Annotated in this window: 14 protein-coding genes; 10 read left to right on the top strand and 4 right to left on the bottom strand. The window is 66.4% G+C overall.

Annotated elements, in window-relative coordinates; translation table 11 throughout:
* The first annotated feature begins 9 nt into the window (after nt 1-9).
* From HGB51_RS04090 to HGB51_RS04045, 10 genes are all read left to right on the top strand, one after another.
* Nucleotides 10-309, top strand: coding sequence for a YciI family protein (locus HGB51_RS04090; RefSeq protein ID WP_070209476.1), 300 nt, complete (start codon nt 10-12; stop codon nt 307-309).
* Nucleotides 306-575, top strand: a complete 270-nt coding sequence (locus HGB51_RS04085; protein ID WP_070209477.1) for a BolA family protein — start codon at nt 306-308, stop codon at nt 573-575. Before HGB51_RS04090 ends, HGB51_RS04085 begins: the two co-directional genes overlap by 4 nt.
* A 148-nt stretch (nt 576-723) precedes the next feature.
* Nucleotides 724-1,761, top strand: a complete 1,038-nt coding sequence (locus HGB51_RS04080) for a LacI family DNA-binding transcriptional regulator (RefSeq protein ID WP_070209478.1) — start codon at nt 724-726, stop codon at nt 1,759-1,761.
* Between the two features lie 54 nt (nt 1,762-1,815).
* Complete coding sequence (locus HGB51_RS04075; RefSeq protein ID WP_070209479.1) at nt 1,816-4,875, top strand: TonB-dependent receptor; 3,060 nt, start codon at nt 1,816-1,818, stop codon at nt 4,873-4,875.
* A gap of 120 nt (nt 4,876-4,995) precedes the next feature.
* Nucleotides 4,996-6,609 carry a glucoamylase family protein gene (locus tag HGB51_RS04070; RefSeq protein ID WP_171966732.1) on the top strand — a complete coding sequence of 538 codons (1,614 nt, stop codon included), beginning with the start codon at nt 4,996-4,998 and terminating at the stop codon, nt 6,607-6,609.
* A gap of 33 nt (nt 6,610-6,642) precedes the next feature.
* Nucleotides 6,643-7,926, top strand: a complete 1,284-nt coding sequence (locus HGB51_RS04065) for a sugar ABC transporter substrate-binding protein (RefSeq protein WP_070209664.1) — start codon at nt 6,643-6,645, stop codon at nt 7,924-7,926.
* On the top strand, nt 7,923-8,804 hold the full coding sequence (locus HGB51_RS04060; RefSeq protein WP_070209663.1) for a carbohydrate ABC transporter permease: 882 nt from the start codon (nt 7,923-7,925) through the stop codon (nt 8,802-8,804). The genes HGB51_RS04065 and HGB51_RS04060 overlap by 4 nt, the downstream gene beginning before the upstream one ends.
* A complete protein-coding gene (locus HGB51_RS04055; RefSeq protein ID WP_070209662.1) occupies nt 8,801-9,637 on the top strand; it encodes a carbohydrate ABC transporter permease in 837 nt (278 codons plus the stop codon). Before HGB51_RS04060 ends, HGB51_RS04055 begins: the two co-directional genes overlap by 4 nt.
* 47 nt (nt 9,638-9,684) lie before the next feature.
* Nucleotides 9,685-12,819, top strand: a complete 3,135-nt coding sequence (locus tag HGB51_RS04050; RefSeq protein WP_246233463.1) for a discoidin domain-containing protein — start codon at nt 9,685-9,687, stop codon at nt 12,817-12,819.
* A 23-nt stretch (nt 12,820-12,842) separates the two neighbouring features.
* Nucleotides 12,843-13,658, top strand: coding sequence for an endonuclease/exonuclease/phosphatase family protein (locus tag HGB51_RS04045; RefSeq protein WP_084739116.1), 816 nt, complete (start codon nt 12,843-12,845; stop codon nt 13,656-13,658).
* A gap of 55 nt (nt 13,659-13,713) precedes the next feature.
* Here HGB51_RS04045 and HGB51_RS04040 read toward each other — a convergent pair whose 3' ends face one another.
* From HGB51_RS04040 to HGB51_RS04025, 4 genes are all read right to left on the bottom strand, one after another.
* The gene (locus HGB51_RS04040; protein WP_070209512.1) at nt 13,714-15,069 is read right to left on the bottom strand and encodes an RHS repeat-associated core domain-containing protein; all 1,356 of its coding nucleotides are present in this window, start codon (nt 15,067-15,069) and stop codon (nt 13,714-13,716) included.
* Between the two features lie 135 nt (nt 15,070-15,204).
* Entirely contained in the window at nt 15,205-15,738 is a 534-nt protein-coding gene (locus tag HGB51_RS04035; RefSeq protein WP_070209513.1) for a hypothetical protein, read from the bottom strand.
* A complete protein-coding gene (locus HGB51_RS04030; protein WP_070209514.1) occupies nt 15,731-16,264 on the bottom strand; it encodes a hypothetical protein in 534 nt (177 codons plus the stop codon). The genes HGB51_RS04035 and HGB51_RS04030 overlap by 8 nt, the downstream gene beginning before the upstream one ends.
* A gap of 145 nt (nt 16,265-16,409) precedes the next feature.
* Nucleotides 16,410-19,829 (bottom strand): ribonuclease E/G, encoded by a 3,420-nt coding sequence (locus HGB51_RS04025; protein ID WP_246233461.1) that lies wholly within the window; start codon nt 19,827-19,829, stop codon nt 16,410-16,412.
* Nucleotides 19,830-19,946: the final 117 nt, after the last annotated feature.

Raw genomic sequence — 19,946 nt, 5'->3', positions numbered from 1 at the left:
GAGTTGCCCGTGTGGTATGTGATTGAAGGCTATGACGGCACCGATGTGCTGCCCGCCCGGCTGGCGGCCCGCCCGGCCCATCTGGCCCGCTTGGAAGCCCTGCGCGACGAGGGCCGGCTGCTGCTGGCCGGCCCGTGCCCGGCCATCGACAGCGAAGACCCGGGCCCGGCCGGCTTCAGCGGCAGCGTGGTGATTGCCGCGTTCGATTCGCTGGAACACGCCCAGGCCTGGGGCGCCGAAGACCCCTACGTGGAAGCCGGTGTGTACACCCGGGTGCAGGTGCGCCCGTTCCGCAAGGTGCTGCCGTGAACCGGGTCGAGCGTATCCGCGAGGCCCTGCAGGCCGCGCTGGACCCGCTGCTGCTGGAGGTGGAAGACGACAGTCACCGCCACGCCGGCCATGAAGGCGCGCGCGACGGGCGCGGGCACTTCAACGTGCGCGTGGTCAGCGCCGCGTTCAAGGGCAAGCTGCCGCTTGCGCGCCACCGCATGGTCTACGCGGCCGTGGGCACGATGATGGAGACCGATATCCACGCGCTGTCCATCGACGCCCAGACCCCGCCAGAACAGGGCTGAAACCCTTGTCCTGCCTTGTCCCGGCAAGTCCCGGGGCGACCTCTCCAAGACATTTCGAGGTTACCGCCGTGAGACATTCGCCTAACGGACTGTTTACATCCGGGAATGAAAACGCTTACATTCCGCGCCAAGCCCAGATCTCTAAGCCGTGGAGGGCGGCGAAGTGAACAAGGCAGCCATCACCATCAAAGATGTAGCCCGCGAAGCCCGCGTCAGCGTGGCAACGGTCTCGCGTGCGCTCAACGGCCATGAAAACGTCGCCGAGCCCGTGCGCAAGCTGGTGCTCGAGGTGGCAGCGCGCCTGCGCTACACCCCGCACGCGGCCGCCCGCAGCCTGAGCAGCCGGCGCACCAACACCATCGGTGTGGTGCTGCCCGACCTGTACGGCGAATTCTTCTCCGAACTGATGCGCGGCATCGACGGGGTGGCGCGCGCGCGCCGCCAGCACCTGCTGGTGTCCAGTTACCACGGCGACCAGGAGCAGCAGGGCGCGGCCCTGCGCGCCATGCGCGGCCGGGTCGACGGGCTGCTGGTGCTCTCACCGTATGCGGAAAGCCCGGGCTTCCTGACCGACAACCTGCCGCAGTCGCTGCCGACGGTACTCATCAATACCTACCTGCCTGAGCAGGACCACCCGGTACTGAGCATCGACGACCATGCCGGCGCGATGGCGATGACCCGCCACCTGCTCGACGCCGGGCATCGCCGCATCGCCTTCATCGCCGGCCCCGATTTGAACTTCGATGCGCGCGAACGCCTGCGCGGGTTCCGCGACGCGCTGGCCGCGTTCGGCGGCGACGCGCACGGTATCGAGCTGCCCGGCGACTTCGACGAAGCCTCCGGCCACCGCGCCGGACAGGAGCTGCTGGCCGCCGGTGCATTGCCCGATGCGGTGTTCGCAGCCAACGACATGATGGCGCTCGGCTGCCTGTACGCATTCGCGCAGGCCGGCGTGCGCGTGCCCGCCGATGTGGCCCTGGCCGGCTTCGATGACATTCCGCTGGCGCGTTTCGTTCACCCGTCGTTGACAACGATGCAGGTGAGTATCGCCGAGTTGGGCGACAAGGCGGCGACGCGCCTGCTGCAGTTGATGGATGGCAACAACACGGAGACGGAAGGCGACAAGCAGACGCTTGTACCTACCTTGATCGTGCGTGATTCAAGCAAGAAAAGCGTAACGCCGTAACTTCAAAAAAAGACAGGTGGCCGCAACGACGGCTTCCACCACCCGGAGATTTACATGACGTATTTCAATAACCGCACCCGCATGCCGGCCCGCCGCCTGCTCAGCAGTGCCCTGGTCAGCTGCCTGTTGCTGGGTGCTGCGCCGGCCGTGATGGCCCAGTCCGCTACCTCGTCGCTGCGCGGCCAGGTGGCCCAGGCCGAAGCCGGTACCGAAGTCACCGCCACCAACGTGGCCAGCGGCAGCGTGCGCCGTGCCACCACCCGCGCCGACGGCAGCTACTCGCTGATGGGCCTGGACCCGGGCACCTATGACGTGGTCGCCAACGGCCAGACCCAGAAGGTCACCGTGACCGTGGCCTCGACCGCGACGCTGAACTTCAGCGGCGCCGCCGCCAACGGTTCCACCGCCAACGCTACCAACCTCGACACCGTCAACGTGGTTGCGCCGACCCTGCTGCAGGAAGTGCGTACCTCCGAAGTGGGCAAGACGGTCAGCCTGCAGCAGATCCAGACCACCCCGCAGGTCTCGCGCAACTTCCTGGAATTCGCCGACGCGGTGCCGGGCATGATCTTCACCCGTGATGCGAAGGGCAACACCTCGCTGCGCGGCGGTGCCACCAATGCCGACGGCACCAACGTGTACATCGACGGCGTGGGCCAGAAGAGCTACGTCAAGGGCGGCGGCGTCGCCGGCCAGTCCGGCAGCGCCGGCAATCCGTTCCCGCAGCTGGCCATTGGCGAGTACAAGGTCATCAGCGGCAACTACAAGGCCGAGTACGGCCAGGTTTCCAGCGCGGCGGTGACCGCAGCGACCAAGTCCGGTACCAACGAATTCAAGGGTGAGGCGTTCTACCGCTACACCGACGAAGACATGCGCGCCAAGACCCCGGCCGAGCGCCAGGAAGGCAAGACCAAGGAAGTCTCGGCCGAGAAGGAATACGGCTTCGCCCTCGGCGGCCCGATCGTGCAGGACAAGGCGCACTTCTTCGTGACCTACGAAGCCAAGCGCTTCGACCTGCCGGTGACCATCGCCCCGGAAGGTTCGGTGACCAACCGCGTCGGCCTGCTGCCGGCCGATGCCGCCGCCCAGCTCGGCCCGGCCAGCCAGCCGTTCCAGCAGGACCTGATCTTCGCCAAGATCGACGTCGAGCCGACCGACAACGACCGCCTGGAACTGACCTTCCAGGACCGCGACGAAACCCAGCAGCAGTTCAGCGGTCAGACCGCGCCGTCGCACGGCAAGGGAACCGAGAATACCGATCGTCGTTACGCGCTGCGCTGGAACCACAGCGGTGAGCGCTTCTACAACGAGCTGATGCTCACCCACGAAGATTCGTTCAACAACCCGGTGCCGCTGACCATCGGCAACGGCTACGTGTACACCGCCCCGGACGGCACCGACGACCGCACCCTTGTGCAGATCGGCGGCGCCTCGGCGCTGGACTCGCAGGTGAAGGGCCAGAAGGGCTGGTCGATCGAAGACAACCTGACCCTGGACGGCATCGAGTGGCAGGGCGACCACACCATCAAGATGGGCGCCAAGTACAAGGAAATCGACCTGTACGCGTCCGACGCGCAGGAAATCAACCCGCAGTTCACCTACACCCTGGGCGACCCGGACTTCCCGTCGGACATCCCGTACAAGGCGCAGTTCGTCAAGCCGGTCACCGGCGTGTCGGGCGTGACCGGTGAAGTGCGCTCGAAGGTGAAGCAGATCGGCCTGTTCATCCAGGACGACTGGCAGGTCAACGACCACCTGCAGCTGAACCTGGGCCTGCGTTGGGACTACGAAAAGAACCCGACCTACCTGGACTTCGTGACCCCGCCGGAAGTGGTGGCCGCACTGTTCAGCCAGGATCCGCGCGCTGCGGCCGGCCAGACCTACGCGCAGTCGATGGCGCTGGGCGGGCTGAACATCAACGACTACATCAGCACCGGCCACAACCGCAAGGCGTTCAAGAACGCCTGGCAGCCGCGCCTGGGCTTCTCGTACGACATCAACGCCGATGAGATGCACGTCGTGCACGGTGGCGCCGGTCGTTCCTACGACCGCGACCTGTTCGACTACCTGCAGCTGGAAACCACCAAGCTGGCCCTGCCGCAGCCGACCATCTACTTCCGCAATCCGGGCACCGGCGCCTGCCTCAACGGCCAGGCCGCCTGCTACGACTGGGATCCGAACCTGCTCAACGGCATCCAGAACCTGCAGGCCCTGGTCGGTTCGACCAGCAATGCCGGGCTGGAAGTGGACATGCTCAACAACAACCTGAAGGCGCCGTACGCAGACCAGTTCAGCCTGGGCATGTCCAACCAGGTCGGCGAGTGGCTGACCGACGCCACCGTCGCCCGTACGCTGACCTATGACGGCTTCGCCTTCACCCTGGGCAACCGTTACCCGACCGGCCAGTTCTTCGACGACCCGCGCCTGTGCGGCGGCACCTCGCCGGGCCTGAGCCAGGCCTGGAGCTGCAACATTCCGGGCTTCGGCAGCCTGATCATCGGCCAGCAGGGCATCAAGACCCGTGCCACGCAGGTGCTGCTGTCGGCGCAGAAGCCGTTCACCAAGGAAAGCGGCTGGGGCACGTCCATCGCCTACACCTGGACCACCGCCCGCCACAACCGCGACATCAACGAGCATTACGCGTTCGACCGCGGCCTGATCACCGACTACCCGACCATCCGTTCCAACGGCGCGCCGCGTCACCGCATCGTGCTGACCGGTTCGTATGCCGGCTTCTGGGACATCACCTTCGGCGGCAAGATCACCCTGGCCACGCCGACCGCCGTCAATGACTGGTACCCGGTCACGCAGTCGACCGGTTTCGACCTGCCGACCCCGGGCGCCGCGGTGCCGGACGGCAACGGTCGCTTCCTGGTCGGTGGCAAGATCTGGGGCTACCGTTCGGTCGACCTGCAGGCCACCAAGACCTTCAAGATGCCGGGTGAAACCGAGTTGTACGCACGTATCGACATCATCAACGTGTTCAACTTCGACAACTTCTCCAACTACAACTACACCAAGTCCAACGGCAAGCTGCTGGCCAGCTACAACGAGACCGGCGATATCGTCGGTACGCCGCGCCAGGTGAAGGCAGAAGTCGGCTTCCGCTTCTGATCGCAACAGCCGGCGCCGCCTGGGGGTGGCGCCGGTTTTTTTGGCACATGGTTTGTAAACGATTTCAGTTGCAGGGACGTTATCCTCCCTGAAACGCACACGTAAATGAGGTGGTGGTCGATGAAGGCACGTCGTGTTCTGGCTCTGGCCGTGTTGGCTGCAGCGATCGTGGGCTGCAAGCCGCAGGCAGAAGAACAGCCCGCCAAGCCCAAGCCGCCGGTCATCCTGGTGGAGGCCGACGTTCCGCCGCGCCCGATGAAACCCGAGCTGCCGCCGCTGTTCGACGATATCGAACGCCGCACCTTCCAGTTCTTCTGGGACACCACCAACGAGGTCAACGGGCTCAGCCCGGACCGCTACCCCTCGCGCCCGTTCGCCAGCATCGCCTCGGTGGGTTACGCGTTGACCGCATACCCGATCGGCGTGGAGAACGGCTGGGTCAGCCGTACCCAGGCGGTCGACCGCACGCTGACCACCCTGAAGTTCTTCCGCGACATGCCGATGGGCCCGCAGCGCACCGGCAAGGGCGGCTACAAGGGCTTCTACTACCACTTCCTGGACATGCAGCAGGGCCACCGCTATGACAGCTGGGTGGAACTCTCCAGCGTGGACACCGCGCTGCTGATGATGGGCGTGCTGTTCGCGCAGTCCTATTACACCGGCGACGACCCGCGCGAAAAGGAAATCCGCGCCATCGCCGATACGCTGTACAAGCGCGTCGACTGGCCGTGGCTGCAGCAGCGCGCCCCGCTGATCTCGATGGGCTGGTTCCCGGAAAGCGGCTTCATCGACCACGACTGGATGGGCTACAACGAAGCGATGATGGTCTACATCCTCGCGCTCGGCTCGCCCACCCACCCGGTCAGCCCGGACGCGTGGACGGTGTGGACGCGTACCTACGACAACGACTGGGGCGTGTTCCAGGGCCAGGAATACCTGTCCTTCGGCCCACTGTTCGGCCACCAGTACAGCCACGTCTGGATCGACTTCCGCGACATCCAGGACGCGTACATGCGCGAGCGCGGCAGCACCTACTTCCTCAACAGCCGTTCGGCCGCGCTGGCCCAGCGCGAGTACGCCATCGCCAACCCCGCGCAGTGGAAGGACTATGGCGAGAACGTGTGGGGCCTGACCGCCAGCGACGGCCCGCAGAACACCACCCAGGAGTTCCGCGGCGAGCAGCGCCAGTTCCGCCATTACTCCTCGCGCGGCGCCGGCCTGCGCGAAAACTTCGACGACGGCACCATCGCGCCGACCGCCGCGATCGCCTCGGTGGTGTTCGCGCCGGAAGAAGTGATCCCGGCCACGCTGGAAATGCACAAGCGCTACGGCGATTACCTGTACTCCAGCTACGGCTTCCTGGATTCGTTCAACCCCAGCTTCAACTTCGACATTCCGCTCAAGACCGGGCGCATCGTGCCGGACCGTGGCTGGGTGGCCAGCGATTACATCGGCATCGACCAGGGCCCGATCCTGACCATGATCGCCAACTACCGCAACGACTTCGTGTGGGACACGATGAAGAACAACCCGCACATCCGTCGCGGCCTGGAGCGCGCTGGTTTCAGCGGCGGCTGGCTGACCCCGGAAGGCGAGGACCAGCCGATGGAACTGCAGAAGGACGAGAAGGCCGCTGCGGCCCGTTCCATGGGCATCGCCGAGTCCCGCGCGGCCGCCGCGCAGGAACAGAAGAACAATTCCAATTCGAACCGCAACCAGCCTCAGGGGAAGTAAGCCGTGTTTTTGTTGTCGCGCCCCCGGGTGTGGATGAGTGTTGTGCTGCTGGTTGCCGGCAGCCTGTTGTTGAGCGCCTGCCGGAAGGAACCGGAAGGGGTGACCGTGCGCTTCTGGGCAATGGGCCGCGAAGCCGAAGTGGTCACCGAGCTGATCCGCGAGTTCGAGGCCGAAAACCCCGGCGTGCACGTGGACGTGCAGAACATTCCATGGACCGCCGCGCATGAAAAGCTGCTGACCGCGTTCGCTGCGGACGGCCTGCCGGACGTGTTCCAGCTCGGCAATACCTGGGTCCCCGAGTTCGCCGAACTCAACGCCCTGACCCCGCTGGCGCCGTTCGTGGCGCAGTCCAAGGTGGTGGACCCGGCCGACTATTTCCAGGGCATCTGGGACACCAACGTCATCCACGATGAGCTGGTGGGCATTCCGTGGTACGTGGACACCCGCCTGCTGTACTACCGCAAGGACCTGCTGGCCAAGGCCGGCTTCGACCACCCGCCGCGCACCTGGGACGAGTGGAACACCATGATGGCGGCGATCAAGAAGATGCAGGGTCCGGACCGCTACGCGATCCTGATGCCGATCAACGAGTTCGAGCAGCAGCTGTCGTTCGCGCTGCAGCAGCCCGACCCGCTGCTGCGCGACCACGACACCCGTGGCAACTTCCGCAGCCCCGGTTTCCGCCGCACGCTGGCCTTCTACGAAAACATGTTCGCCCAAGGCTGGGCGCCGCGCATGTCCGAGACCCAGATCTCGAACGTGTGGGATGAATTCTTCCGCGGCTTCAACGTGTTCTACCTGTCCGGCCCCTGGAACATCCGCGAGTTCAAGAAGCTGCAGCCGAAGGAGCTGGAAGGGCAGTGGGGCACCGCTGCGCTGCCGGGCCCGGAAGGCCTGGGCGCCGGTATCGCCGGGGGCACCAGCCTGGTGATCTCGCGCAGCTCGCAGCAGAAGGAAGCGTCGTGGAAGCTGATCGAGTTCCTGTCGCGCCCGGCGATCCAGGAGCGCTTCCATTCCATCATCGGCGACCTGCCGCCCCGGCGCAGCACCTGGGAATTCGCCTCGCTGGCGAATGACCCGCTGGCGCAGCCGTTCCGCGACCAGTTGGAGCGCGTACGGCCGACCCCGAAGGTGCTGGAATGGGAGCGGATCGTGCAGGAAATGCGCATCGTCACCGAACAGGTGGTGCGCGGTGGGCTGGACCAGGATGTAGCCGTGAATAGATTAGATGAGCGCGTGGACAAGGTACTGGCCAAGCGCCGCTGGATGCATGAGCAGCGGACCCAGGCTGAAGGCGCACCGGAGGTGACCCCGTGAAGCAGCGTTCGCTTGCCGGCTGGATCTTCGCCGGCCCCTCCCTGCTGGTGATCGGGGTGTTCTTCGGCCTGCCGGTGTTCTCGGCGCTGGCGCTGAGCATCACCGACTTCGACCTGTACGCGCTCGCCGATGGCGGCAACCTGCGCTTCGTCGGGCTGGGCAACTACATCGACCTGCTGCAGACCCCGATGTTCTGGAAGTCGCTGTGGAACACCACGTACTTCGTGATCGTGGGCGTGCCGATGTCCATTGGCGTGTCGCTGGGCGCGGCCATGCTGCTCAACGCCCCGGCCGCGCGCTTCAAGGCGCTGTTCCGCACCGCGCTGTTTGCGCCGGTGGTGACCACGCTGGTGGCGGTGGCGGTGATCTGGCGCTACCTGTTCCACACCAGCTACGGGCTGGTGAACTACGGGCTGGGCCACCTCGGCATCAGCCCGATCGACTGGCTGGGCGACCCGAACTGGGCGATGCCGACCATCATGCTGTTCGCGGTGTGGAAGAACTTCGGCTACAACATGGTGATCTTCCTGGCCGGCCTGCAGGCGATCCCGCATGACCTGTACGAGGCCGCGCGGATCGACGGCGCCTCGCGCTGGAAGCAGTTCCTGCACATCACCCTGCCGATGCTCGGCCCGGTGCTGCTGGTGGTCGGGGTGATCACCGTTTCCGGCTACTTCCAGCTGTTCGCCGAACCCTACGTGATGACCCGTGGCGACCCCCTGCAGAGCACCGTGAGCGTGCTGTACTTCATGTTCGAGGAGGGCTTCAAGTGGTGGAACCTGGGCCGCGCGTCGGCCGTGGCGTTCCTGCTGTTCCTGATCATCCTGGCGGTAACCAGCCTGATGCTGCGTTTCGGCCGCAAGAGGCAGTTGGTATGAGTCGTGAGATCGGCCAGTCGCGCTGGCATGCGTGGTGGGTGAACGGCGGGTTGCTGGTGCTGGCCGCGGTCAGCCTGGCGCCGCTGCTGTGGATGCTGTCGGTGTCGTTCATGCCGACCGGCGAAGCGGCGCATTTCCCGCCGCCGCTGCTGCCTTCGTCGGTGACCACGGCCAACTACCACGAGCTGTTCGCCCGCACCGGCATGGGCAACAACTTCGTCAACAGCCTGTTCGTTTCGCTGGCGATCACGCTGGGCTCGCTGCTGCTCAACACCATGGCCGGCTACGCCTTCGCCAAGCTGCGTTTCGTCGGCCGCGAGCGGATCTTCCAGGTGCTGCTGGCGGCGCTGGTGATCCCGGCCCAGGTGGCGATGCTGCCGCTGTTCCTGCTGATGAAGCAGCTCGGCCTGGTCAACAGCTTCGGCGGTGTCATCGTGCCGGCGCTGGCCAGCGTGTTCGGCATCTTCCTGGTGCGCCAGTACGCGCGTTCGATTCCCGACGAGCTGCTGGAAGCGGCGCGGATCGACGGGGCAGGGGAGCTGCGGATCTTCTTCCAGATCGTGCTGCCGATGCTCAAGCCGGTGCTGGTGACCCTGTCGATCTTTACCTTCATGGGCGCGTGGAACGATTTCATGTGGCCGCTGATCGTGCTGACCGACCAGGAGCACTACACTCTGCCGGTGGCCCTGGCCACGTTGTCGCGCGAGCACATCATGGACGTTGAAATGATGATGGCCGGCGCGGTGGTCACGGTGGTTCCGGTGCTGGCCCTGTTCCTGGTGCTGCAGCGCTACTACATCCAAGGTCTGTTGCTGGGGAGTGTGAAAGGGTGAAGCGTGTCGTCGTCGCGGGTGTTCTGGGTCTGGGTGTGGTGTGGTCGTTGGCGGCGCCTGCCGCGCCCCCGGCAGTGCCGGCGGCGCCCAAGGTCCTGGACAGCTTCGACGACATGGCACCGTGGAAGCTGGTGGTGTCCGACCAGGTCAGCGGCTCGCTGCGCAGCGTGGCCGGCGCCAATGGCGGCCGCGCGCTGTGCGTGGACTATGACTTCCACGAGGTCTCCGGCTACGTGGCGATCCGCCGCGAGCTGCCGGTCACCTGGCCGGACAACTACCAGGTGGGCTTCCAGATCCGCGGCGATTCGCCCGGCAACGACCTGCAGTTCAAGCTGATCGACGCCAGCGGCGACAACGTGTGGTGGGTCAACCGTCCCGGCTACGCCTTCCCCAAGACCTGGACCCCGGTGCAGTACCGCCAGCGCCAGATCGACAAGGCCTGGGGCCCGGACCCGGACAAGACCCTGCGTAAGAGCGCGGCGATCGAATTCACCATTTACAGCAAGGTCGGCGGGCGCGGCACGGTCTGCTTCGACCGGCTCACCCTGCAGCCGCTGCCGCCGGCCGATACCTCGGCGCTGGCACCGTCGGTGATCGCCGACACCGCCACCGCGCTGCAGAGCCGGATTGCCGATGGCAAGCCCGACACCGTGTGGATCAGCGGCGGCGTGCCCGACCAGACCATCAGCCTGGACCTGCACAAGGTTCGCGAGTTCGGCGGCGCGGTGATCCAGTGGCTGCCGGGGCTCGAAGCCACCCGATACGTGGTGCGCTCCTCGGTGGACGGCCGCGACTGGAAGACGCTGCGTGAGATCACCGCCGGGGGCGGTGGCGACCGCGACTGGCTGGCGCTGCCCGATACCGAAGCGCGCTACCTGCGTTTCGACCTGGAAAGCGGCCGCAGCTGGCGTTACGGCATCCGCGACATTTCGATCAAGCCGCTGGATTTTGCCGCCACCCCGAATGATTTCGTCGAATCGGTCGGCGCCGACCTGACCCGTGGCTTCGTGCCGCGCGGGTTCAGTGGCGAGCAGCCGTACTGGACCCTGCTGGGCCTTGACGGCGGCAAGGAGCAGGCGCTGATCGGCGAGGACGGCGCGCTGGAACCGGCCAAGGCCAGCTTCAGCGTTGAACCGTTCGTGCTGGTCGACAAGAAGCTGCTGAGCTGGGCGGATGTAGAGTCCAAACAGTCGCTGCAGGACGACTACCTGCCGATCGCCAGCGTCGACTGGAGCCACCCGCAGGCTGCGCTGAAGGTGACCGGCTTCGTGCAGGGCAGCCCGGACAAGGCGCAGCTGGTGGGCCGCTACACCCTGCACAACCCGGACAAGGTGGCGCACGACTACACCCTGGCGCTGGCGGTACGCCCGTGGCAGGTGAACCCGCCGCGGCAGTTCCTCAACACCGTGGGCGGGGTGAGCCGGATCGACCGGCTGGATATCGAGCCGGGCCGGGTCGAGGTCAACGGCGCCCCGCGCGTGTTCCCGGTGCAGGCCCCGGATGCGGCCTTCGCCAGCCCGTTCGACGGCAAGCTGGAAGTGACCCACCTGGCGGCAGGCAACCTGCCGACCGCCACCGAAGTGCGCGACCCCACCGGGCTGGCCTCGGGCGCGCTGCTGTACAAGTGGCGGCTGGAGCCGGGCCAGACCCGCGAGGTGGCCATCGTGCTGCCGCAGACCGGCAGCTGGACCACGCCGAAGGACTTCGACGCCAGCAAGGCGCAGCAGCAGGTCGCCTCGATGTGGCGCACCAAGCTGGACCAGGTGTCGCTGCAGGTGCCGGCGGCGGGCAAGCCGCTGGCCGACACCCTGCGCACCGCGCTGGCGCACATGCTGATCTCGCGGATCGGGCCGAGCCTGCAGCCGGGTACGCGCTCGTATTCGCGCAGCTGGATCCGCGACGGCGCGATGATTTCCGAAGGCCTGCTGCGCATGGGCCGCAGCGACGCGGTGCGCGAGTACGTGAACTGGTACGCGCCGTACCAGTTCGACAACGGCAAGGTGCCGTGCTGCGTGGACCCGCGCGGCGCCGACCCGGTGCCGGAGAACGACAGCCACGGCGAGCTGATCTTCAACATCGCCGAGTACTGGCGCTACACCGGCGACAGCACCTTCCTGGAGCTGATGTGGCCGCACGTGCAGGGCGCCTACCAGTACATGGAGCAGCTGCGCCTGAGCGAGCGCACCGAGGAGAACCGCGCGCGCAATGCGGCCTTCTTCGGCATGATGCCGGTGTCGATCAGCCACGAAGGTTATTCGGCCAAGCCGATGCATTCGTACTGGGACAACTTCTGGGCGCTGCGCGGTTACAAGGACGCGGCGGTGATCGCCAGCACGCTCGGCAAGGTGGAGGCGATGCAGATCGCGGAGTCGCGCGACCAGTTCCGTGACGACCTGCAGGCCTCGCTGCTGGCGGCCACCGCGCTGCACAAGATCGATTTCCTGCCCGGTTCGGCCGAGCTCGGCGATTTCGACGCGACCTCGACCACCATCGCGCTGGCCCCGGCCGGCGAGCAGGGCCGGTTGCCGCAGCCTTACTTGAACAACACCTTCGAACGCTACTGGAAGGAGTTCGAAGCGCGCCGCGACGGCAAGCGAGAGTGGAAGGACTACACCCCGTACGAGTGGCGCAACGTGGCCGCGTTCGTGCGCCTGGGCTGGCGCGACCGCGCCTGGCAGGCCACCGAGTTCTTCTTCAAGGACCGCGCGCCGCAGGCTTGGAACCAGTGGGCCGAAGTGGTTTCGCACACGCCGCGCAAGCCGTTCTTCGTCGGCGACCTGCCGCATGCGTGGGTGGCCTCGGACTTCGTGCGCTCGGCGCTGGACATGTTCGCCTACACGCGCGACGTGGACGACAGCCTGGTGCTGGCCGCCGGCGTTCCGGTGCGGTGGTTTGAAGGGCAGGGCGTGGCGATCAAGGGCCTGCGCACGCCGTACGGCCAGCTGGGCTACTCGTTGAGCCGCAGCGACAAGCTGCTGACCCTGCAGGTGCAGCCGGGGCTGGTGGCCCCGCAAGGCGGGCTGGTGCTGCCGTGGCCGTATGCCGGTGAGCCGGGCGAGGCCACCATCAATGGCGAGCCCGCGCAGTGGATCAACGGCGAGCTGCGCATCACCCAGGTGCCGGCCAAGGTGGAGGTGCAGGTTCCCGCTTCGGTGCGCCGCGCCGAACGCAAGGCGCCATGAGCGCGCGGTGGGTCGCGGCCGGCATGCGCTGCATGCTGGTCGCGTGCGCGCTGGCGATCCTGCCGGCGCGCGCGGCGGAACCCCAGGCGCCGGGCATGAGCATGGTGACCTTCAACCTGCACCATGACCGCGAAGACTGGCCGCAGCGCCGGCAGGTGATTCTGCGCGAGCTGGAGGCGCTGCAGCCCGACGCCATCGCCCTGCAGGAAGTGATCCAGAAGCCGCACGTGCGCAACCAGGCGGCGTGGCTGGCGAACAAGCTGGGTTACGACTACCAGTTCGTGTCGACCGACCCGCCGGGGCGCTTCAAGCGCTATGGCAATGCGCTGTTGACCCGTCGCCCGGTGCTGGCGCGCGGCGAGCACCTGCTGGCGCCGCGCACCGATTACCGCACCGTCGCGCATTTGCGCATCGACGTCGACGGCCAGCCGGTGAACGTGTACGCCACGCATCTCAACGAACGTTCGGACGAAAACGGCGGCCGCATCCGGGGCGAGCAGGTGGCGGACCTGTTGAAGTTCATTGCCGCCACCTCCGGCGACGCGCCGGTGGTGATCGCCGGCGACTTCAATGCGCTGGTGGATGCAGGCGACCTGAGCGCGCTGCGCCAACGCTACGGGGACAGCTACGGCAGCGTGCACGTCAACAACGAAGTGGCGCAGGTAAGCACGCTCAACCGGCACTACTACGAAGCGCCATCGCGTATCGACCACATTTTCTTCCAGCAGGACCAGCTGGTAGCCCGCGAGGCGCGCCTGTTGTTCGACAAGCCTTACGCCGAAGGCCGCTGGGCCTCGGACCACTACGGAGTGTGGGCTCGATTGCAGTTCGCGCCGTAGGCAGGTTTTACGTCCAAGCCATGCGCGGTAGCAGTTCGCGTGGCGAACACGACTGTCAGCGCCGGGGCCAGAATTTAGGCTTCCTTATTTCGATGAAGCTTTCGTAGTGGTCGTCAGTCATATACACCTGCTGGGGACCGTGCCGTTTCAGCCCACCTAGAATGATTCGACGCTTGCCGCGAGTTTCGAAGGTGTAGTCATCCACGGTGTACTCCCTGTAGTGCTTCTCGCGCTTTATGGGAAGCTTGCCTTCTCCGTTGTAGAAGGTGGAGCCGTCCTTTCGGCCGTACTTGAACTTGTTGGAATTGCGATGCACGGCATAGAGCAGCATCCGCCGCTCTTCGTTCGGCAGGTCGTCGAACGCCATGCTGGGCAAAGGCTTCGCGTCGGTCGGGGCGACCTGGGCGGCACGGACGGGTCGAGGAGCGGCGCGCGGGCGGCGAGGAGTTGGAGCTCTGAAGCGGAATGTCGGTGCCTCGATCGTCATGGCGGAGCTGTAGCTGGTCGTGTTCGTTACAGTCTGAGACCGCGTAAACGGGACCAGCGGCATCGACTCCGCCGACCTGGACGTTGACCGTAATGACCGGCCCAGTCCCTTCATGAGCTTCGAGCCTGCTTTGGCAATGGCCGGAGCGGCGGCGACCATGCCCACGGCGCTGATACCCAGGCCAACCCAGCCGAGGATGTTTGCTGCCGTCTCATCCCCGGTTGCATCGGCAATCAGCGCTCCGGCCTCGGCTACTACCCCGAGCGCGCTGAAACCGAAACCTGCCACGGCAGACGCGGTCAGGGCTGCGGTTCCGGCGACCAGCGGCACCGCCAGCGCGCCGAGGCTTGCAACCGCGGCCACCACGCTGAGCCCGGCTACGATCCATTTCCAGAAATGGCCGGACGGGTCGGTGCGGTTGATCGGGTCGCCGGCGCAGTAGGCATACGCATTCAAGCCACCTTCGTCGAACGGGCTGAACGGATCCGGCGCCAGGAAATACTGCAGCGTCGGACTGTATGGTCGATGGTTGCCAGCGCCCAGCAGATAGCAGCCGCTGGGAGTGTCGAGCAGTTCGCCGTTGTAGGCCGGATGGGGCTCGGGATCATCCAACGGCACGTGGCCATACGGGGCGTAGGATCGGCTGCGAAGTTCGGTGTCGGCCTCCGCCAGTATCGAGCCAGCCGGGTCTGCGCCGAGCAGCGTACTGACGGCCTCGGCACCGTTGCGCAGGGTGGCGACGTGCTGGCCCCCGCAGTAGGCCCAGCTCAGCTCAGTGTCGTTCTCGACGGCGTTGACCACCACACCGTCCAGCCAGTAGCGCCACTGCGGCGAACTGGGGGTACCGGTACACACCAGGAGGTGTTCAGCGTCGTAACGATAACGGGCGGCGGGCGCGTTCAGTGCGCCGGCTAGAGATGCCATGGCAAATCCCTCAGCGTGCGCCCCCGCATGCGCGAAGATGCGCCTCGTGGCGTTAACGGGCTGTCGAGATTTTCGGGCGCTGTCTGGGTTCTGCCCGGGAGCCACGCAGGGCGTGGCTCTACCGCCGGGAGGGGATCAGGCCTTGCCCTGATACGCATCCATCTCGTTGATCAAGGCGTCTGAGACCTGATAGACGGTGGTGAAGTCATAGCTCCTTCCGGCTTTCAGCAACCAGTAGCGGCCATGGGCCAGCCAATGTCTGTAGTGAAATGCAGCACGTACGCCGCTGATCACGGAAGCGGAGACATCCCCGTCTACTTTCCAGAGCTCGAGCAATTCGTCTTCCAGGCGCGCCCGGTTTCCCTTCTCTTTGTGCAGGTCCCGCATTGCACGGGAAAGCGGGTCCTTCCGCCTCGCATAGACGCGTTCAAGAAAGTCCACCCTGATGGCCGCTTCCAGTGCAGCCAGTGCTGCAAGCGAACTGGCGTGTTCAATTTCGGTCAGACAGCTTTCCCGGGCTTCTTCAATGCTCTCGAAGGTGGGTTCGGGCAACATGTCGCCCACTCCGGCGTTGTCGAAGTAATGAAACACCGCGCTGCTCAGCCTGGCATGTTGAGCGGCGATCTGGTCGAGGTCCTGTTCCTGCGCCGAAAAGCTGACCTTAGCCATTGGACGCTCCCATGACCTCCATCAGCGCGTTCTGGAAACTTTCCTCATCAACATCCACGTAACGGACGTGCGGCGGCGACGTGGTGAACTTCCAGCGCCACTCGTCCACAGGGGGCGAAGTTCGGTCGGCTCCTGAGGCAGATACCGCCCGAATCGGGAAGCTTGTGGTATCAGCAGGAACGAGCACGATCCGTACCCGCCCACGAGGTCCAATCAGGTCGACCCGTCCTCGGGCACCGACCACGAAGGTGGCGATCGGCTTGAGCTGGGCAGTCAGGTTGCCCAGTACGATGCGGACGCCCTTGGCGTCGTAGGAGCCAAGATGCGGCTCGCTCAGGCGAATGACTTCAGGACGGATGGAAATGGAGCCATCCTGGAAGAAGGGGCGAAGGCTGCGCTCGACGATGGCATGTAGCTCGTCGAGCTTGGTTGCCCATGTGCGCTTCTCCTGTTCCGCATCGAAGGGGTGCTGCTCTTCAGCAACCTTGGAAGCACCGCGGACGAAGTTCTCGAATTCCTTGCTCATGGGCGAATTCTAATCCTGGGCGGAATCGGGGGCATGTAGGGATCCGCCGCGCGGTGGCATGCGTAAATGCAGACAGCGGCCTTTCGGCCGCTGTCTGGGTGGTGCGTGGAGCCACGCAGGGCGTGGCTCTACCTCGGGGAAGGGATCAGGGCTTGTCGGCCTTGTCCTGTTCTTCCTTGGCGGCGGCTTCGGCCGGGGCGAGTTCATCGGTGGGGATGTCTTCGCGGGCTTCGGCATGCGCGGCCTGGGCGGCGGCGTCGGTCGGGGCGGCGTCGTGGCCGGCATGGCCGAACAGCTGGCCGGTCTGGGCGACCGGAGCGGTGTCGAGCATGCGGGTCTGCACGGGGCGACCGACTTCGGTCGGACCCGGGCGCTCGGCCGGGGCGTCGATGGCGACATCAGCAGCTTTCGGTGCGTCGACCACGACCGGAGCCTCAACAGCCTTCGGTGCTTCGGTCACAGCCGGAGCTTCGACAACCTTCGGTGCTTCGGTCACGACCGGGGCTTCGAAAGCCTTCGGTGCTTCCGTCACGACCGGGGCTTCAACAGCCTTCGGGGATTCGGTCACGACCGGAGCTTCGACAACCTTCGGTGCTTCCGTCACGACCGGGGCTTCAACGGCCTTCGGGGATTCGGTCGCGACCGGCGCTTCGACAGCCTTCGGCGCTTCGGTCACGACCGGCGCTTCAACAGCCTTCGGCGCTTCCGCAACCACCGGCTTCTCAACCTGCGGCGCAGCGGCCACCGGCATCGGCGACTCCACGAACGGCACGCGGTCGGTGTAGGACGGCGCACGTTCGGCCACCGGCTCGGCCTTCGGGGCCGGGGTCGGCTCGGCGTGACCGGCGGTCACCACCGGGCTGCTGACCACGGCCAGCGGCGCGGCGGCGGCCACGGCGGCGACCGGGGCCGGGCGCGGGGCCTGGACCGGAGCCGGCGCAGGTGCGGCCGGGGCGGCGGTGCCTTCGTCGTCGAAGTCGAACTCCGGCTGCGGCTGGCCCTGGGTCACGGCGGGACGTGCGGCCGGAGCGGCGGTGTCGCCGTCCTGGTCGTTGTCCTGCTCGTCGCCCTCGGCGTCGTCGTCCAGACCGGCGTCGTCGTTCAGCCCATCGCTGCCGGCAGCCTGCTCGCCATTGCCACGACGGCGGCGACGGCCACCGCGACGGCCACGACGACGGCGCGAAGCGCCCTCGCCAGCGGCGTCATCGGCCGTGCCCGGCGTTTCGCCGTGCTCGCCGGCGTCGCCTTCGACCACGGCTGCCTGGGTGTCGTCCGCAGCGACGGGCGTTGCCATCGGAGCGGCGACCGGAGCAACCGGTGCCGGGGTGGCGGCGTCGGCCACGGTCACCGCGGCGGCGGCGACCAGTGCGGCGTCGGCGACAGTGACGTCGTTCTGCACCGGCTTGGCGTTTTCGGCCTGCGGCTGACGCTGCGGCTTATCGCCGTCGTTCTGCTGGCGCGGCTGCTTCTGCTTCTGGCCCTGGTTCTGGTTCAGCTTGGGCTGCTGTTCGTTGCGCGGCGCCTTGGGCTGCTGCTCATTGCGCTGCTTGCCCTGCTGCGGCTGGCCGGCGTTCGGAGCGGCCGCCTGGGCGGTCGCGTCCTGGCGGCGCTCTTCGCGGCGCTCGCCTTCACGACGCTCGCCCTTGCCACCACGCTCGCCACGGTCGTCGCGACGGTCCTTGCCACGTCCCTGGCCCTGCTGGGACGCGCCCTGGCCGGAACGCTCACCGCGCTCGCCACGTTCATCGCGACGGCCATTGCGGTCCTTGCCGTTGCGGTCCTTGTTGCGACCGTTGCGGTTGCCGTCCTGGGCCGGGCGTGCAGCCGGCGCCGGGGCGGCGGCCGGAGCCGGTTCGCCACCGAAGATGCGCTTGAGCCAGCCGACCACGCCGGTAGCGGCGGGTGCAGCAACCGGGGCGGGGACGACCGGGGCCGGCGCAGCGACCGGTTCGGCCACTTCGCGCACCGGAGCCGGCGAGCTGTGCTTGACGTTGGTCACCGCCGGGGCGGCCGGAATGTTCAGCTGCGCCTTGGTCAGGGCGTGCACCGGCAGCTTGCGCGGGGTGCCGCGCTGGTAGCTCGGACGGCCGCTGTCTTCGCCCAGCTCGTTTTCACGCAGGCGGGTCACTTCGTAGTGCGGGGAGTGCAGCTGCTCGTCGGCGACGATCACGATCGGCGCGTCGTGGCGCTGTTCGATCTCACGCAGCGCGTTGCGCTTTTCGTTGAGCAGGTAGTTGGCGATCTCGACCGGGGCCTGGACCAGCACCTGCCCGGTGTTTTCCTTCATCGCATGCTCTTCGGCGACGCGGATGATCGACAGCGACAGCGACTCCACGCTGCGCATGCGGCCGTGGCCGTCGCAACGCGGGCAGACGATCTGGCTGGACTCGCCCAGGCTCGGACGCAGGCGCTGGCGGCTCATTTCCATCAGGCCGAAGCGCGAGATGCGACCCAGCTGAACGCGCGCGCGGTCGTACTTGAGCGCGTTCTGCAGGCGGTTTTCCACTTCGCGCTGGTGCTTGTTCGACGACATGTCGATGAAGTCGATCACCACCAGGCCGCCCAGGTCGCGCAGGCGCAGCTGGCGGGCCACTTCCTCGGCCGCTTCCAGGTTGGTCTGGAACGCGGTGTCCTCGATGTCGCTGCCCTTGGTGGCGCGCGAGGAGTTCACGTCGATGGCGGTCAGCGCTTCGGTCTGGTCGACCACGATCGAGCCGCCGGACGGCAGGCGCACGTTGCGTTCATACGCGCCTTCGATCTGCGATTCGATCTGGAAGCGGTTGAACAGCGGGATGTCGTCCTTGTAATGCTTCAGCTTGCGCAGGGTCTGCGGCATCACCTGCTGCATGAAGTCGCGGGCGGTGTCGTAGAGCTCCTCGGTGTCCACCAGGATCTCGCCGACATCGGCGCGCAGGTAGTCGCGCAGGGCGCGCACGATCAGGCGCGACTCCTGGTAGATCAGGAACGGGGCCGGCTTGGTCAGCGCCGCTTCGGCGATCGACTTCCAGACCTGCAGCAGGTAGTCCAGGTCCCACTGCAGCTCTTCGGCATCGCGGCCAACGCCGGCGGTGCGGATGATCACGCCCATGTCGTCGGGGATGTTCAGCTTGTCCAGCGCTTCCTTCAGCGCGGCGCGGTCTTCGCCCTCGATGCGACGCGAGACGCCACCGGCGGTGGGCGAGTTCGGCATCAGCACCATGTAGCGGCCGGCCAGCGAGATGAACGTGGTCAGGGCGGCGCCCTTGTTGCCACGCTCTTCCTTGTCGACCTGGACCACCACTTCCTGCCCTTCACGGAGCAGCTCGCGGATGGTCGCCTTGTTGTGGTCGACCCCGGCCTGGAAGTAATCGCGGGAGATTTCCTTCAGTGGCAGGAAGCCGTGGCGTTCGCCACCGTATTCGACGAAGGCCGCTTCCAGCGACGGTTCAAGGCGCGTGATGCGGCCCTTGTAGATGTTCGACTTCTTCTGTTCCTTGGACGGCTGTTCGATGTCGATGTCGTACAGCGTCTGGCCATCCACGATGGCAACCCGCAGCTCTTCAGCCTGCGTGGCGTTGATCAGCATTCGCTTCATAGTGCGTTCCTCGCGCGCTGCTACCGCGCGGAACGCCATGGGGTTTCGCTTCTGGTCACGCTTCGACGCCCATCGCGCATGCGCGGGGAGGGCGGCTTGGGCTTCCAG

Origin of the sequence: Stenotrophomonas bentonitica (assembly GCF_013185915.1) — a bacterium.
In the GTDB taxonomy this organism is placed as follows: Bacteria; Pseudomonadota; Gammaproteobacteria; order Xanthomonadales; family Xanthomonadaceae; genus Stenotrophomonas; species Stenotrophomonas bentonitica.
The sequence above is the reverse complement of the archived record's forward strand: the minus strand, read 5'-3'. Positions and strand labels throughout refer to the sequence as shown.

Coding starts and splice junctions, on each gene's coding strand:
- HGB51_RS04055 (WP_070209662.1), top strand. CDS start 8,801: ATGAGTCGTGAGATCGGCCAGTCGCGCTGGCATGCGTGGTGGGTGAAC.
- HGB51_RS04035 (WP_070209513.1), bottom strand. CDS start 15,738: ATGGCTAAGGTCAGCTTTTCGGCGCAGGAACAGGACCTCGACCAGATC.
- HGB51_RS04065 (WP_070209664.1), top strand. CDS start 6,643: ATGAGTGTTGTGCTGCTGGTTGCCGGCAGCCTGTTGTTGAGCGCCTGC.
- HGB51_RS04030 (WP_070209514.1), bottom strand. CDS start 16,264: ATGAGCAAGGAATTCGAGAACTTCGTCCGCGGTGCTTCCAAGGTTGCT.
- HGB51_RS04040 (WP_070209512.1), bottom strand. CDS start 15,069: ATGGCATCTCTAGCCGGCGCACTGAACGCGCCCGCCGCCCGTTATCGT.
- HGB51_RS04025 (WP_246233461.1), bottom strand. CDS start 19,829: ATGCTGATCAACGCCACGCAGGCTGAAGAGCTGCGGGTTGCCATCGTG.
- HGB51_RS04075 (WP_070209479.1), top strand. CDS start 1,816: ATGACGTATTTCAATAACCGCACCCGCATGCCGGCCCGCCGCCTGCTC.
- HGB51_RS04070 (WP_171966732.1), top strand. CDS start 4,996: ATGAAGGCACGTCGTGTTCTGGCTCTGGCCGTGTTGGCTGCAGCGATC.
- HGB51_RS04045 (WP_084739116.1), top strand. CDS start 12,843: ATGCGCTGCATGCTGGTCGCGTGCGCGCTGGCGATCCTGCCGGCGCGC.